The following is a 16,351-nucleotide window of genomic DNA, read 5'->3' on the forward strand; positions in this document are numbered from 1 at the left end:
TTCAAACGCTGAATCATTATGAGAAAGAACATGTATCGACCGGGCATCTCTATCTGACCAGGATTCCGGGGATTGGAAGAGAAGAAGCAAACCATATCATAGAGAAGATGGCAGAAGAAGGAATTGCGACAAATGTGCATTATAAACCGTTGCCGCTTTTAACTGCTTATAAAAATCTTGGATTCCGAATCGAAGATTATCCAAATGCATACAGACAGTTTGAAAATGAAATCACTTTGCCATTACATACGTTGCTGACTAATGAAGATGTGGAGTATGTGACGGCAAAATATGTGGAATGTGTGAAAGAAGAAACAGGGAGATAATGAATGAAAACAGTATTATGTCTTGGCGCTTCTATTATGCAGATAGAAGCTATTAAAAAGGCAAAAGAGATGGGATATTATACGATCGCTGTGGACTATGACAGAAATGCTGCTGGAAGAGATCTGGCTGATGAATTTTATGAAGTCAGTACGATTGATGTAGCAGCAGTCCTGAATGTGGCAAAAAAATGTCATATTGATGGCGTAGTAACAGTAGCGACAGATATGCCTGTTCGTACAGCAGCAGTTTTAAGCGAAGAACTTGGAATTCCGGGAATTTCCAAAGAAGTTGCGATCAGAGCGACAGATAAGATCGAGATGATCAAGGCTTTTCAGAAGCATCAAGTTCCGAGTCCGAAGTTTTGGATCGTGGAAAATGACGCATCGTTCCAGAGACAGAAAAAGGAACTGGAATATCCGGTTATTTTCAAACCACAGGAAAGTTCTGGGAGCAGAGGAGTCATTTTAGTAAAACGGGAGGAAGACACAAGACAGGCATATGAGTATACAAAAAGCTTCAGTAAGACGGGGGAAATCCTGATTGAAGAATATTTGGATGGCCCGGAAGTCAGTGTGGAAGTTATTTGTGAGAATAAAGAAGTGCATGTTCTTGCGATTACCGACAAATTAACAACGGGGGCACCTTTTTTTGTAGAAATGGGGCACTGCCAGCCATCGGCATTTTCCGAAGAAATTAAAACTGCGATAGAAACAGTGGCTGTTCAGGCAATTCGTGCGGTAGGGATTGGAAACGGTCCGGTCCATGTAGAGATGAAAGTTACTCAAGATGGTCCCAAGATGATTGAACTTGGAGCCAGGATGGGAGGTGACTTTATTACTACACACCTTGTTCCTTTGTCCACTGGAATTGACATGATGAAACTTGTGATCGAAAACGCATGTGGAGAAAAAATAAATATACCTAAAAACAACAGATATGGAAGTGCGATTCGGTTCTTTTCGAGTGAAAGCGGAAGATTGGAGGATGTGACAGGAATTGGGGAGGCACTCTCAGTAAATGGAGTAAAATACGTTTTATTATTTAAAAAAACAGGAAGTTCTATCACAGATATTCATAATAGTTTGGATCGTGTTGGATGTGTTATCGCTCAAGGACGAAGTAATCAAGAGTCTATAGAGATTTGTGAAAAAGCGTTGAAAAAAATTGAGATTAAAATCGAGAAGTATTAAAAAATACAACAAATAGTAAAGATAGGAAATGGGACAATGTACAAGAAATTTATAAAAAGATTTTTGGATATTATATTCTCAGCAATGTTAATGCCAATAGTTGGGATTAGTATTTTAGTTATAGGACCAATGATCTACTTCGAAGATAAAGGGACAATTTTTTACAAAGCGCAACGACGAGGATATAAGGGGGAAGTATTTGAAATGTTAAAATTTCGTTCTATGAAAATGAATGCGCCTGATATTCGAAACAAAGACAATTCCACCTATAATTCACCTAATGATCCGAGGGTTACAAAGATAGGGAAAATTTTGAGAAAATCTTCACTTGATGAAATACCGCAATTAATTAATATTTTTAAGGGGGATATGTCGTTTATTGGCCCGCGACCTGATACCGCAGATAAGAATATTAGAGATCTTAGTGCAATACAGAGGAAAAGACTTGACGTTAGGCCGGGATTAACCGGTTACTCACAGGCATTTTTTAGAAATGCAATCGATTTGCAATCTAAGCTTCAGTATGATGCTGAATATGCTCAGAAAGTAAACTTCAGAATGGATTGTATAATCTTTTTTAAAACTATTGATACAGTTATAAGAAGAAAAAATATTTATAAAAATCAATAAAATCGGAGGAAATGACAAAAGTGCAGAATGAAATAAAGAAAAAGATTGCGGGGAAAAGATTACTTCTTTTGGGAGGAAGTCTCTGGAAAGAAGCAATAAAAAAAATTGCAAGTGAGTATGAAATAACATTAGTAGCGACTGGAAATTCTAAAAAAGCTGGCATTTTTGAAATTGCAGATGAGGGGTATGAAGTAAATTCTACAGATGCATCAGCTATGAAGAGGTTGATCATAGATAAAAAAATAGATGGCGTTTACATGGGAGGAAACGAAAATGTAATTAAGTCAGCATGTGCTTATTTAGAAGAATTAAATATGCCTTGTTATTGTAAAAAGGAGCAGTGGGAAGTTCTTCAAGACAAGAGAAAGTTTAAAGCATTGTGTATGAAACATCATCTTCCGGTCGCCTTGCAATATGGCATTCAGGAAATAAAAAATAGAGGGATTGATTATCCTGTTATTACCAAACCGGCCGATGGTTGTGGAAGTAGTGGCTTTACAGTATGTCAAAATGATTATGAATTAGAGATTGGAATAGAAAAGGCTAAAGAAAATTCACCAACAAATAATATTATTATAGAAAAATATGTGAAAAATGATGGAGTGGTAGTATTTTATACGGTTTCAGGAGGAAAATTATATTTTTGTGGCTTAGAAGATAAATATCCAGTACGTTATGAAAAACAAGGAAGTTACGTTGGAGGATTATTTGTTTTTGAAAGTGATTTAGTACAGGAATTTCGCCAAAAATTTGAAAACAACTTAGCTGATTTAGTTAAAGATATAGGAATTAGAGAGGGAAGTTTCTGGATTGAAGTATTTCACGATGGAGAAAAATATTATTTTAATGAGGCTGGTTATCGGTACGGTGGATCGGCGTCTATATACCCGATCGATTATATGTATGGGATCAATCAGGTAGCGGCAGATATATATTATGCTTTGACGGGAGAAAGTTTAATATATGGATTTGTATCGATTGTACCGGAAAATGTGATAAGAAAAAAATATTATGCTGTTTATCCAATATATGCTAAGAAAGGTGAAATTGTACAAGTTAGGGGAGTATCAGAAGTAGAACAGTGTCCGGAATGTATTACATTTATTACCAAAATGGATAAAGGGGATATAATCATGGATTCGGGCACTTTTTCTCAGGTGGCAGCACTTGCACATTTTGTTTTTGATAATGAATATGAATTGAAAAGTTTTATCGAGAAAGTGCATGATGTGTATCAATTGTTAGATAGTAATGATCAAAATTTGGTCTGTAACATGTTGGATATTAAAAACTTGAGTTTAAAATAGGCAGGTAGGATTTATGAGCGTAAATAAATTTTTATATTTAGCCGAAGAAGAAATACATTCGATTTTAGGAAAAGATTATCAAATAGTGATTGATTCTGTAGAAGATGCATTAAAAATGATGTATGAAGGAACAACAATTCAACCGGATAAAAGTTCTCAAATATTTGATGAAAAGTATCAAAATAGAATTAATTGTATGCCTGCCACACTAAAAAGAGAAAATACTTGTGGTATGAAATGGGTATCAGTTTTTCCGGAAAATAAAAAAAATGGCCTCCCAAATGTAGAAGGGATTATTGTTTTGTCAGAAACAAATACAGGTGGAGTAAAATGTGTTTTGAATGCAACAGAATTAACTAGCCTTAGGACGGCGGGAGTGGGTGCACTTGCGGTAAAATATCTTGCTCGAAAAGAGGCAAATACCATTGGCTTTATAGGTGCGGGAGAAGAAGCAAAAGCCCATTTTAAGTTAATTAAATTTATGCAAAAAGATATTAAAAAATGTTTTGTTTCTTCAAGAACAAAAAAAAGTGTTGACACTTTTATAGAAGAATTAGCTCCAATGTATTCCGATGTTGAATTTATAAATTGTGAGAATGATTATGAATCAGCGATTTGTGATGCTGATATTATAGTTACGGCGATCAGTTCCCAGGAACCTGTTTTAAAAGCCAGATGGATTAAACCAGGGACATTGTATATACATGTGGCAGGAATTGAAGACGAATTTGCAGTTGCCAGGATGGCATCAAAAATAGTCTGCGATTGTTGGGAAGCTGTAAAACATCGAAAACAAACGATTGTACAAATGTATAACGCAGGAGAGCTAAAGGAAGAAGATATATATGCTGACATTTATGAAATTATTTGTGGTGATAAAGAAGGAAGAGAATCAGAAGGAGAATTTATTTATTTCAATTCTGTTGGCTTAGCTGTTGAAGATATACTTTTAGCAAATAGAATTTACGAGAAAGCACTGGAATTAGGTAAAGGGATTTGGATCAATAAATAGTTTCAGGGAGGAGAGTAATGAGTGATAAGCAGAAATTAATTGGGTATACAAAAAGCAAGGGACTACAGTACGTTTTATTACATATAAAAAAATATATTTTATTAATGAAAACTTATATATCTCCAAACTTAAATTGTATTCAGAAGTTTGGCATAACCATAGACTTTTTATGGTCAGTGGCAAGATACGGTGTTGGAATCAATGATTATTTTCAATACAACTTTTATAGGAGAAGAGCGATTGATCGGAAAAATTTCATTGTAGCGAGAAACAGAATGCAGATTATTTACACCTGCAATGGAACAAAGAATCAGCCGGACTTTGATGATAAATGTAAATTCAATCGAGTGTTTGAAGAATATTTGGGGCGAGAATGGCTTGATATGGATCAATGTTCATTAGAAGATTTTAAAAATTTTGTAAAAATGAATACTAGATTTATGGAAAAGATAAAAAAGGGAAGTGGTGGAAATGGAATAAATCTTATTTCAACGGAAAATAGAGAAATAGGCAAATTATATAAAGAATTAAAGAAAAGACATGTGATTGTAGAAGGGCTTATTAAGCAAAGTCCTGAAATGAGTAAATTTAATCCAGAATCGGTGAATACATTACGTATCATTACGCTAGTTACCCCAGAAGGAGTCAAAGTAATGGATGCAGTTTTTCGTTGTGGCAATGGAGAAAAATGCACTGATAATTTTCACCATTTTGGGCTAGCGGCTATTATCGATATACAAACAGGAATAGTTGTTACTCCTGCCATAGATAAATTGAATCAAAAGTATTACATACATCCAAGAACAAAGGAGCAGATTGTAGGGTTTAAAATTCCATCTTGGACTAAAATAATAAATACTGTAAAAAAGGCAGCTCTCGTAAAGCCTAATGTCAGATTCATAGGATGGGATGTCGCTGTGCAAGAAAATGGGAGAATTTGTATAATTGAAGGCAATTGTACAGCAGATCCGGATATCACGCAAATGCCTGATCAAATTGGAAAGTGGCCAAAATATAGAGAGGTAATATTTGAAAGATGAGGATAAGTTTTCTTGGTGATATTATGTGCGAAAAACCTTTGCAAAAGGAGTTGAAAAAAGGAAATAAAAATATCACTTTTAATTTAAAAAAATACTATAATTCAGATTATGTTATAGGAAATTTGGAAACTATTTTTGCTGGGAGAAATAGGAAGTATACGAGAGATCTTTATAGTTTTAATACACCAGATTCTTTTTGTGAAGAGTTAAAGTATGCATCCATTGATTGTGTTACCACAGCTAATAACCATTGTTTAGATAGAGGAATTGACGGCCTAATAAGAACGAGTAGAGTACTGAAAAATAATGGGATTAAGCATGTTGGAACGAGGGAAAAGCAGAATGAGCAGTCCTATCTGATCGTGAATATAGGAGGAAAGAAAGTAGGATTTTTAGCATATACGTATGGAACGAATTATAGTTTAAATCGAGTAAAAATAGATCAAGGCGATCATTATGTCAATTTATTGAAACCGAACGATTTAAATGCGGTAATACCTAAAGGAATGTTTGATAAACTTAAAGAGAAGGTTTTATCAAAAGAAATAAGAGTTAAAATAAAAAGAATGTTAGGACGGACATATAATCATGTAAGGATGGATAATATTCAGCCAGGAGACTTCGATGAATTCTATATTAATAGAATTAGTAAAGATATACAAAAATTAAAAAATAATGTTGATTATCTTTTTGCTTATTTACATACAGGAGGACAATTTAATCTTATTCCAGGGAGTTATTCGGAAAAGATATGTCATTTCTTTTACAATCAAGGTGTGAAGTGTGTTATAGCAAGCCATCCACACATAGTACAAAGAGTAGAACCTTTAGAGAATGGGGTGATTGCATACAGTTTGGGAAATTTTTTAATTTCTCCTAATTCGATATATCTCCTTTACGAAAATAGACCGGATTTGTCAATAGTTTTACATTTTGACATAGATGAGAACAAAATAAGATGTAGTTTTTCAATTATAAAAGTATGCTTCATCCGTGGAAGAACATTTGTAAAAGATTGTTTTGAATTATATGAAGAGTGTGACTCAAAAGAAAGAGAAAACATAGTAAAGGAATGTAAGCAAATTTATAATGTTGTTTTTAATAATTTTGAAAAAAAACAGTTTAAAATGAATAAAGAATATTTTATAACGGAGTTTCAACTATGAATATTTGTTTTTTTGCACATCATAGCATTTCTGGAAAAGATGGCGCATCGTTATCTATGATAAACATTGCGGAAAGTTTAGCAGAAGAAGGAAATAAAATATATATTGTTTATCCAAATCATCCACAGAATGTGAGCAAACACATAGGAATAAAGAATATTTATTTGAGAAATTATACTATGAGACGATCGCTTGATGATTCTTCTATTAGTACAACAATTATGTATAAATTAAAAGAAATATATAATAATATGGCTTCTTGGTTTATTTCAAAAAAATTAAAGTGTTTTGGAGTTGAGCTTATTCATATTAATGGTATAGATAATTGTATTGGTGCTCAATGTGCATTAAGAATGAATATACCTTATGTTTGGCATATTAGACAATTTTTAGAAGAAGATTTAAATTGCACTCCATTTAACAAGAAAAAGATGTATGGGTATATGCGAAGAGCTGACCAAATTATAGGAATATCAAAGGCTGTATGCGATAAATATAAAAGAATATTAATGAAAGAGGTAAAGCTTATATATAATGGGGTTGAACCGGAAAAGTATAAGCTTAAGGAACATGCTTTTTCTTCAAAACCATATACTATGTTACTTGCTGGTAGAATATCAAAAGAAAAAGGTCAAATGGAAGCTGTAAAAGCTCTTAATGTTTTAGCATGTAAAGGTATTAAACTAAAATTATTGTTAGTAGGATATGGGATTGATGATTATTATAATGATATTAAAAATTATGTAAAACAGCATAGGCTGGAAGAATATGTCCGTTTTATTCAATATACTGATGATTTAAGATCGCTAAGAGAATCTGCAGACATAGGCTTGATTTGTTCCGTAAAAGAAGCATTTGGAAGAGTAACAGTAGAAAACTTTTTTTCGCAAATTTTATGTATAGGAGCCAATACTGGTGGAACGGCTGAATTAATCACAAATGAATATAATGGAATTCTTTATAAAAGTGGAGATTATCAAGATTTGGCTGAAAAGATAGAAAATGTGATATGTAGGATGGATAAGCATGTACTTGCCGAAATGATTAACAGAGCCTACATTGAAGCCAACGATAAATTTACAACACAGAGGCTTATTAGTGAAGTAAAAAGTGTATATTTATCAGTAACAAATAAGCAATAAATGAGGTATAGAATGTCAATTTTAACTATTTCAATATGTTTCCTGTTTTTTCTGTTTTTCTTATCCAGAAAAGAAAAATGGTTTCACCCAGGAGTTATTATGACGGCCTATTGGATAGGGCTGATTTTTTTTGCTTCTTTACAATTATTTGGCCTGTACAGTATTTCAAATTGGGCTTATTTAGTTTTTGTAGTTGGACTATCAAGCTTTTGTTTTGGGACTTTATATGGTAGCTTTTTTTCGGCCAAAATATCTATGTCGAGAAAAAAAGAATATGTTTTAGATTATAGATTAATATATATATTGTATTTTATTGTAATTCTCTTTTTACTTTACAATTTTAAAAATGTAATGGAGCTCTTAAATAGTGGATATACATGGGCCAAAATTAGAAGATTATATAGTAACCAGGGGCAGGTAAGTGGATATAATGAGGTAACAATGTCAGCATTTAATGTTATGATGAATCAGTTTGTTAGTACGCCTACAATATATGCTTCATTACCTATCGCTGTGTCGGATATGTTGATCGGAAAAAAGGATAAGAAGTTATTTGGCATGACGTTAATTATGATGTTTTTATGGATGATGACTTCTGGTGGAAGATCCATTGTTTTATGGCTGGTTTTATATTTGTTTTTTGGAATTTTTATAGTGAAAAAAAGAAATTTTCAAATACCCAAAAAAGTAAAAAAAATCATGCGTTATTCAATCATTCCATTGGTTTTTGTTTTTGTATTTATAACAGTTCAAAGAAAAGGAGAAAGTATGAATTTGCTGAGAGAGGCATATATATACTTTCCGGTTGGGCTAAAGAATTTTGATTATCATATCCAACAATTTGAGAATTCATTACAACCATATTTGGGAGGGGCAAGTTCTTTTTACGGTTTTATATATCCTATAATTTTTATTTTAAAACAAATTGGAATTATGGATTATCCTCAATGGATTCTTGACTCAAGATATTATAGTTTTACCATATTGGAACCTAATAGTTTTATTGGACTTGATATGAATGCTTATGCTACTATTATGTATCAGCCATACTTAGATGGTGGGATTTTAGGAGTAGTGATAATATTATTGCTTTTTGGAATCTTGTGTGGTTATTATTACAAGAAAATAGATACAAAATATATCCAAGCTAGAAATTTGGCTATTTATTTGTTTTTTTTGCAAAAAATATTGTTTTCTCAAGTAAGATTTTATTTTACACAAACACAGCAATCAATTGCATTTATAATAATTATTATAGCCTTCGTAAGCCAAAGTTCATTTAGAAATAGAATTTCTTTTATTAGAGAAAGGAGAAATTGATTATGAAAAGATTAATTTTAGACATTATAAAAAAGTATTTTCCAGTGGTATTTGTCAAGTACCGGTATTTTAAGGTTTTTGGAAAAAAATTAAATTTAAAAAATCCAACTGGATTTAACGAAAAAATACTTTGGCTTACTCTATTTTGGCAAGATCAGAGAATTGTGCAATGTGCAGACAAATATGGCTTAAGGCAGTACGTTATTGGTTGCCTTGGATCAGATAATATTATGCCTCGGTTATATGGTGTGTATGAAAAAGTAGATGATGTGCGATGGGAACAATTTCCAAAAAAGTTTGTAATAAAATGTACACATGGTTGTAAATATAATATTTTGTGTGAAAATAAAGAAAAATTAGATATAAATAAAGCGAAAAACGCATTAGCTACATGGATGAATACAGAATATGGACCTAGTACATATGAACCCCAGTACTATGCCATGAAGCATAGAATAATCTCTGAGGAGTATATTGAAACAGATTCAGGATTATATCCAGAAGATTATAAACTATATTGTTTTAATGGAAAAGTAAAGGCAATTCTTGTATGCCTTAATCGTGAAAATGTACTTAATAAAAACGAAGAATTAATTTTAGAATGGTATGACTTAAAATGGAAAGTTTTAGATATTGGTGCGAAACCAAATAAGCAGTTGGCTATGAAACCAACATGTTTAGAAAAAATGGTGGAATATGCAGAAAAATTGTCCAAGCCATTTCCGTTCGTACGGGTAGATTTTTATGATCGTCATGAACCTATTTTAGGTGAAATGACATTTACTCCGATGTATGGAATGGCTAAATATTATTCAGAAAGCGGAAATAAATTATTAGGATCTTGGCTTGTATTACCGGATCATAAGATGAAGAGAAAATATAAAAAAGAAGATTAAATTTTAGTTGTAGTCAAGAAAGTTATATTATGAGATTAAAATAATTAGAAAATTCTAAAAAAATATGATTTTACATTTTATTTTGTGGTTTTGTGATGGAACTTGTAAAAACTTATCCATATATACTAAATTCTTGATATTTTTTTAAACTTAAAAATTAAAACAGAGGTATAAAAATGATATCTTTAAAAAAGAACTTTGTATATAGTATTTTATACCAGATGTTATCAATGATTCTACCACTGATTACATCGCCCTACATTTCCAGAGTTTTAGGTCCAGAGAATGTTGGGATTTATTCCTATACATATTCTATAGCAAATTATTTTGTCCTTATTGCTATGCTTGGTTTTAAGAATTATGGGATACGTTGTGTGGCTAAAGTAAGGGATAATAAGGAGAAATTAAGCAGAGAATTTTGGAGCATATGGGGACTTCAGGTAATTACTTCAAGTATAATGTTTGTGATCTATCTGATTTATTTAATTGTATTTCATCCAAAGTATTGGAATATAGCGGTATTGCAGGGGATTTATGTTTTCTCAGCAATGAGTGATATTAGTTGGTTCTTTTTTGGACTAGAGAAGTTTAAGATCACCACGATTAGGAATACTATAATTAGACTTATTGGAGTCATTGCAATTTTTATTTTTGTACGAAATAGTGGCGATCTTCCTATTTATGTGTTTATATTATCTATCAATATTTTATTAACACAATTAGTACTATGGCCTTTTTTAAGAGGAGAAATAGTTTTATACAAACCATCGATCAAAGAGGTGTGTAAACACTTTAAGCCATGTGCTATTTTATTTTTGCCGGTAATAGCAGTGAGCTTATATCTTATTATGGATAAGATTATGTTAGGTAGCATGAGTACTATGCGAGAATCGGGGTTTTATGAAAATACGGAAAAAATTGTTAATATTCCATTCGGAGTTATTACTGCCTTGGGAAGTGTAATGCTTCCTAGAATGACCAATGTTATTGCAAATAAACAATATGGAAGAAGCGGGAAGTATATAGAAGTATCAATGAATTTCGTTATGTTTCTTAGCAGTGCTATGGCCTTTGGAATAGCCGGAATTGCAACTGTATTTTCACCTGTCTTTTTTGGAAAGGAATTTACAGATTGTGGGATTTTGATTAGAGCGATTACTCCTATTATTGTATTTAAAGCTTGGGCGAATGTGATACGAACACAGTATTTACTACCAAATGAAAAAGACAAAGATTTTATTATGTCATTATTTGCAGGGGCTATCGTAAATTTAATAATTAATTCATTATTAATTCCTAAATTAGGAGCGATGGGGGCAGTTCTTGGAACAGTTGCAGCGGAGGGAACAGTTTGTATTTATCAAACGGTTGTAGTAAGAAAGGAATTAAATTTTAGAAAATACTTTAGAGATTCTGTAACCTATTTGTTGATTGGTGGAATTATGTATGTTTTAGTAGATCAAATTGGAGCAAAAATGAAGGAATCTCTTTTGACACTAGTGACTCAAATAGGCGTAGGAGCTTGTGTATTTATATGTTTATGCGTGATTTATATAATCATAGACAAGCAAAATTGTATCCATAAATTATATATAAACAGATTTCAAAGGAGAGAAAAAAGATGATGTTAAAAAGGGAAGTTGTAACATTATAAAAAATTATTTCCTATTTCGTATATGAAATATAGATACAAAACATTGGATAGAAAGGAAAAATATAAAATGAAAATCGCAGTAGCAGGCACTGGATATGTAGGGTTATCCAATGCTATTTTATTGTCACAAAACAATCAGGTTTATGCAGTAGATATTATACAGGAAAAAGTAGAAATGATTAATCGGAAAGAGTCTCCGATTGTTGACAAGGAAATTGAGGAGTATTTAAAACATAGAAATTTAAATCTTATAGCAACAACAGATGCAGCATTGGCGTATGCCAATGCTGATTTTATTATCATTTCCACACCAACCAATTATGATCCGAAGAAAAACTATTTCGATACTTCTTCTGTTGAGAGTGTAATTGAGCAGGTATTAGAAGTGAACCCTAATGCGATTATGATTATTAAGTCTACTGTCCCGGTAGGATACACAGAATCGGTCAAAGAAAAATACCATACCAATAATATTCTGTTTTCACCGGAATTTCTACGTGAAGGACGCGCTTTATACGATAATTTGTATCCGTCCAGAATTATTGTAGGAACAGATTTAAAGGATGAAAAATTAAAAAGATCAGCAGAAGTATTTGCAAATATGCTACAAGAGGGAGCAATTAAGACAGAAATTCCTGTTTTGTATATTAATCCTACAGAGGCAGAGGCAGTTAAATTATTTGCTAATACATATTTAGCAATGAGAGTTTCTTTCTTCAATGAATTAGACACATATGCGGAGATGCGGGGACTGAATACAAAACAGATCATAGAAGGCGTGGGACTGGACCCGAGAATAGGTACACATTATAATAATCCGTCTTTTGGATACGGAGGATACTGTCTCCCGAAGGACACAAAACAATTACTGGCAAATTATGATCAAGTACCCAATAATTTGATCCAGGCTATCGTGGATGCAAACCGCACAAGAAAAGATTTCATTGCGGACCGAATTTTAGAAAAAGCAAATTTCGAAGAAGGGAAAAAAGTCCGGGTAGGAATTTACCGGCTGACAATGAAAGCAAATTCAGACAATTTCCGGCAGAGCTCAATACAAGGTGTAATGAAACGAATTAAGGCAAAAGGAGTGGAAGTAATCGTATATGAGCCGACACTAAAGGAGGAAATATTTTTTGGCAGCAAAGTATATCATAGTCTTGAGGAGTTTAAATCATACTCTGATGTAATCGTCGCAAACCGTTTTAGTCAGGAATTAGAAGATGTCTTGGAAAAGGTATATACAAGGGATCTTTTTTTATGTGATTAAAGCCATAAAAATCAAGTGAAAATAAACAAAAATGGAGTGAGAAGGATCATAGTTCGTATTCACATGATTCTTCTCGCTCAACAATTCAAAGTGTTCTCACATCTTTATTTTGCATTGCGTTTGTGCAAAACTGCTACTATCTGAAAGGTATTCTGTTATACAGGTTCTGTGTCATTCGACGAAAAATTCATAATATACATGGAGTGCTCATGTCTGACTGATGAAAAAGTATGTTACACTATCCAAAAAGATACGGAGGTAAAGACATGAGTTATCACAAGACGGTAGAGCAATATTTGGAATATTGCAAGTTTAGAAAAGAATTGGATTGGAATACGTTAAAAGCATATCGAATTGATCTGAAGCAGTTCTTCGAGTATGTTCGAGAAGATATTCCGGATAAAGCCGCAGTCGAGGCATATATTACGGAATTGCATAAAAAATATAAGCCTAAAACGATCAAGCGTAAAATCGCATCAGTCAGGACTTACTATAGCTATCTGGAAGAAAATGAAATCATTCAAAGTAATCCTTTTAGAAAAATTAAAGTAAAATTTAAAGAAATAAGTTTGCTACCGAGAATTATTCCACGTGAAGAAATTGAAAAATTATTGAATTATATGTATATAAACGAAAATCGAAAAAGTGAAAAAGCTTATAAATTTTGGCTGAGAGATGTGGCCATGATCGAAATATTTTTTGCTACAGGGGCAAGGGTATATGAGATATCGAATATCAAGGCTGAGTGTGTAAATTTGAATTCGGGTCTTATAAAAATTATGGGGAAAGGAGGAAAAGAAAGATATATTCAGGTTGTAACGCCGGAAATTTTAGAGATTTTGAAAAAATACTATATGTATAACTGCAAAGAAATTAAGAAAAGTGGATTTTTTTTCATAAATAGTAGAGGAACCAGGTATTATCCAATAAGAATTTATGTAACCTGAATGGGGGACGGCTACTCGGTCGTCTTACTCTGAAAATGAGAAAGCCCTGTATGTTGTGAATTTAGAAAACAAATTATTTCAGGTACTTTGCGAAGTTTTAGCCCATTAAGCAAATCTTTTTAGAAATAGATATGTAAATAAATGATAAACGGGATCCCCCCAAATGCTGCCAGTTGGAATTCAAGATTTTGGTTGATCTGTGTAGAGAACTTATTTTCAAGCAGGAAAATGTTTGGTTACTATATCTCATTCTGAATGATGCGAATGATAACAAGATCGAAATGATTGTGGAAGTAAAGTATGCAAATGAGCGACAGATGGATAAGAGCGTAAAGCTTTCGTTGAAAAAGAACAACAGACGTTTTTTCTCCAAAGAACAAAGAGCGGCCTATGGTGAGAAATCAGATATGAAAAAATCTCCATATCAACAGGATGTACCAGGTCGATATGGAGATTTTTAATTCGGATTTTACCTATTTAAAAAACTGTGGCAAATATTCTTTATGTGCCTCCAGAAGCTCGTCCACTACGATATTTGCAAGCTCATCGCTCGGGCAGAGTGGATTTAAGTTCATGGCGGCAACAGCAAGATTTCTGTCTCCGCTTACGGCCGCTTCGATTGTCATACGCTCGAATGCTTTGATCATGTGTACATAGCCGCTGATCGGAAGTTTTAATTCTCCGGTAGCGAGCGGCTTCGGGCCGTCGGCTGTGATCCGGCATGCCACCTCGACAGCAGAATCCGCCGGGAGGTCGAGAATCGTACCATTGTTTCTGACATTGACATACTGGATATCTCCGGTGTCATTGTAGATGGACTGGATCAGGTTGCATGCGGCGTCGGAATATTTTGCGCCACCGCGCATTTCAAGCTGCTTTGGCTTTTCTGCCAGTTCTTCATGGCTGTAGAGCTCGAAAAGCTCTTTTTCTGTTTCGCTTACGACTTCACCGCGAACGGTCCCGGTCTTAAACTGCTCCAGCTCTTCTTCTAACTGTTCTTTTGTGAAGAAGTAGTAGTTGTGGTAAGGGCAAGGGATTGCGCTCAGTCCTTCGATAAATGCCGGCGAGTATGGAAGGGAGACAAAGTTCTTCATCTGGATCGTATCCTCGGCGCTCAAGTGTGCGTATTTATCGAGAAGCTCCTGGAAACGAGACTCGCCGTTTACAAATACATCGGTAGCAAAGATGAAGTGGTTGACGCCCTGAATCTCCATGGTGACGTCCTTTTCTTCCACACCCAGCATTTTCGCAAATCCGGCAACCATATTCACCGGGACATTGCAAAGACCGATGGTTTTCTTGAAATTAGTGTGACGAAGAATAGCTTCTGTCACCATGCCTGCCGGGTTGGTGAAGTTGATCAGCCATGCGTTTGGGCAGAGTTCCTGGATATCCTTTACAATGTCAAGGATGACCGGAATCGTACGGAATGCTTTGAACATACCGCCTGCGCCGTTTGTCTCCTGTCCAATCATGCCGTGGCTTAATGGAATCCGTTCATCGAGAATCCGGGCCGGCAGACGGCCGATCCGCATCTGGGTGGTGACAAAGTCGGCGTCTTTTAATGCTTCGCGTCTGTCATAACTTAATACAATTTTCATTGGAACGCCGGCCTTTTCAACCATACGTTTTGCAAGAGCGCCGACGGTTTCCAGTTTATCCCGTCCGGCTTCGATATCCACAAGCCAGAGCTCGCGTACCGGCAATGTATCGTAACGTTTGATGAATCCTTCAATTAACTCCGGAGTGTAGCTTGATCCTCCTCCGATCGTGACGATTTTAACGGAATCTTTCTTCATGGGAAATAAACACCTCCAAAAATATAAAATCATAGAAAGTGGTTAGACCATACTGGCGACCATTCCAATACGGTATATACCATGATAACACTTTGCCCGGAAATTTTCCATGGAAAACGAAAAAATCTTTTTCAGTTGTGAAAAACGCACAAAAATGGCTAAAAACAAGGGCTTTTTAAACGGAAAAACAAGGAGTATTCTGTGCAGAATGACTATTTTCATGAAAAAAGGAAAAAGGAATTGTAATAAATTTGTATGATGTGGTATGATTAACGACAGAGTGGTATAGACCATAGCAGACCATAAAATGCAAAGAAGGAGGAAGAGAATTATGGTAAAAATTTTACTCGTATGTTCAGCAGGAATGTCAACAAGTTTCATGGTGAACAAAATGAAGGATTCCGCAAAAGCACGTGGAATTGAAGCCGAGATCTGGGCTGTTGCAGATGCGGAGGCTGCCGCTAATATTGAGAAGGCCGATATTATGATGCTTGGGCCTCAGGTTCGTTTCCTGGAGAATAAAATGAAAGGGATCGCCGGGGATAAGCCGGTTACTGTCATTGATATGGTAGCGTATGGCTCCATGAATGGCGAAAAGGTTCTGGATCAGGCTCTTGAAATCCTGGGGAAATAGGACAAGATTTGAAAGGA

Annotated in this window: 16 protein-coding genes; 15 read left to right on the forward strand and 1 reads right to left on the reverse strand. The window is 34.2% G+C overall.

Annotation, left to right across the window (positions count from 1 at the left end):
* The 14 genes from AOA56_RS09545 to AOA56_RS09610 all read left to right on the forward strand — a co-directional run.
* Positions 1 to 326: DegT/DnrJ/EryC1/StrS family aminotransferase (locus AOA56_RS09545; protein WP_205694933.1), on the forward strand; the 326-nt coding region annotated here is incomplete at its 5' end.
* Between the two features lie 3 nt (positions 327 to 329).
* On the forward strand, positions 330 to 1,517 hold the full coding sequence (locus tag AOA56_RS09550; protein WP_053769538.1) for an ATP-grasp domain-containing protein: 1,188 nt from the start codon (positions 330 to 332) through the stop codon (positions 1,515 to 1,517).
* 36 nt (positions 1,518 to 1,553) lie between these two features.
* Positions 1,554 to 2,147, forward strand: a complete 594-nt coding sequence (locus AOA56_RS09555) for a sugar transferase (protein WP_053769539.1) — start codon at positions 1,554 to 1,556, stop codon at positions 2,145 to 2,147.
* An 11-nt stretch (positions 2,148 to 2,158) separates the two neighbouring features.
* Positions 2,159 to 3,454 carry an ATP-grasp domain-containing protein gene (locus AOA56_RS09560; protein ID WP_053769540.1) on the forward strand — a complete coding sequence of 432 codons (1,296 nt, stop codon included), beginning with the start codon at positions 2,159 to 2,161 and terminating at the stop codon, positions 3,452 to 3,454.
* Between the two features lie 13 nt (positions 3,455 to 3,467).
* Entirely contained in the window at positions 3,468 to 4,466 is a 999-nt protein-coding gene (locus AOA56_RS09565; RefSeq protein WP_082349950.1) for an ornithine cyclodeaminase family protein, read from the forward strand.
* Positions 4,467 to 4,483: 17 nt separating this feature from the next.
* Positions 4,484 to 5,506, forward strand: a complete 1,023-nt coding sequence (locus AOA56_RS09570) for a sugar-transfer associated ATP-grasp domain-containing protein (RefSeq protein WP_053769541.1) — start codon at positions 4,484 to 4,486, stop codon at positions 5,504 to 5,506.
* The gene (locus AOA56_RS09575; RefSeq protein ID WP_053769542.1) at positions 5,503 to 6,672 is read left to right on the forward strand and encodes a CapA family protein; all 1,170 of its coding nucleotides are present in this window, start codon (positions 5,503 to 5,505) and stop codon (positions 6,670 to 6,672) included. Before AOA56_RS09570 ends, AOA56_RS09575 begins: the two co-directional genes overlap by 4 nt.
* Complete coding sequence (locus AOA56_RS09580) at positions 6,669 to 7,814, forward strand: glycosyltransferase family 4 protein (RefSeq protein ID WP_053769543.1); 1,146 nt, start codon at positions 6,669 to 6,671, stop codon at positions 7,812 to 7,814. Before AOA56_RS09575 ends, AOA56_RS09580 begins: the two co-directional genes overlap by 4 nt.
* 12 nt (positions 7,815 to 7,826) lie before the next feature.
* Positions 7,827 to 9,134 carry an O-antigen polymerase gene (locus AOA56_RS09585; protein WP_162224697.1) on the forward strand — a complete coding sequence of 436 codons (1,308 nt, stop codon included), beginning with the start codon at positions 7,827 to 7,829 and terminating at the stop codon, positions 9,132 to 9,134.
* A gap of 2 nt (positions 9,135 to 9,136) precedes the next feature.
* Positions 9,137 to 10,030 (forward strand): ATP-grasp fold amidoligase family protein, encoded by an 894-nt coding sequence (locus tag AOA56_RS09590; RefSeq protein ID WP_053769545.1) that lies wholly within the window; start codon positions 9,137 to 9,139, stop codon positions 10,028 to 10,030.
* A gap of 176 nt (positions 10,031 to 10,206) precedes the next feature.
* Positions 10,207 to 11,655: a flippase gene (locus AOA56_RS09595; protein WP_053769546.1), complete on the forward strand. Its 1,449-nt coding sequence runs from the start codon at positions 10,207 to 10,209 to the stop codon at positions 11,653 to 11,655.
* A 96-nt stretch (positions 11,656 to 11,751) separates the two neighbouring features.
* Positions 11,752 to 12,954 carry a nucleotide sugar dehydrogenase gene (locus AOA56_RS09600; protein WP_053769547.1) on the forward strand — a complete coding sequence of 401 codons (1,203 nt, stop codon included), beginning with the start codon at positions 11,752 to 11,754 and terminating at the stop codon, positions 12,952 to 12,954.
* Positions 12,955 to 13,220: 266 nt separating this feature from the next.
* Positions 13,221 to 13,901, forward strand: coding sequence for a tyrosine-type recombinase/integrase (locus tag AOA56_RS09605; RefSeq protein ID WP_082349953.1), 681 nt, complete (start codon positions 13,221 to 13,223; stop codon positions 13,899 to 13,901).
* A 188-nt stretch (positions 13,902 to 14,089) separates the two neighbouring features.
* Positions 14,090 to 14,362: a hypothetical protein gene (locus AOA56_RS09610; RefSeq protein WP_048621417.1), complete on the forward strand. Its 273-nt coding sequence runs from the start codon at positions 14,090 to 14,092 to the stop codon at positions 14,360 to 14,362.
* A gap of 12 nt (positions 14,363 to 14,374) precedes the next feature.
* Here AOA56_RS09610 and AOA56_RS09615 read toward each other — a convergent pair whose 3' ends face one another.
* Positions 14,375 to 15,700 carry a 6-phospho-beta-glucosidase gene (locus tag AOA56_RS09615; RefSeq protein WP_053769548.1) on the reverse strand — a complete coding sequence of 442 codons (1,326 nt, stop codon included), beginning with the start codon at positions 15,698 to 15,700 and terminating at the stop codon, positions 14,375 to 14,377.
* Between the two features lie 331 nt (positions 15,701 to 16,031).
* On the opposite strand from AOA56_RS09615, the gene AOA56_RS09620 reads away from it, so the two are divergent.
* A complete protein-coding gene (locus tag AOA56_RS09620; RefSeq protein ID WP_024731995.1) occupies positions 16,032 to 16,334 on the forward strand; it encodes a PTS sugar transporter subunit IIB in 303 nt (100 codons plus the stop codon).
* The last annotated feature ends 17 nt before the right edge of the window (positions 16,335 to 16,351 follow it).

The organism is Sellimonas intestinalis, from assembly GCF_001280875.1.
GTDB classification, from domain to species: Bacteria; Bacillota; Clostridia; order Lachnospirales; family Lachnospiraceae; genus Sellimonas; species Sellimonas intestinalis.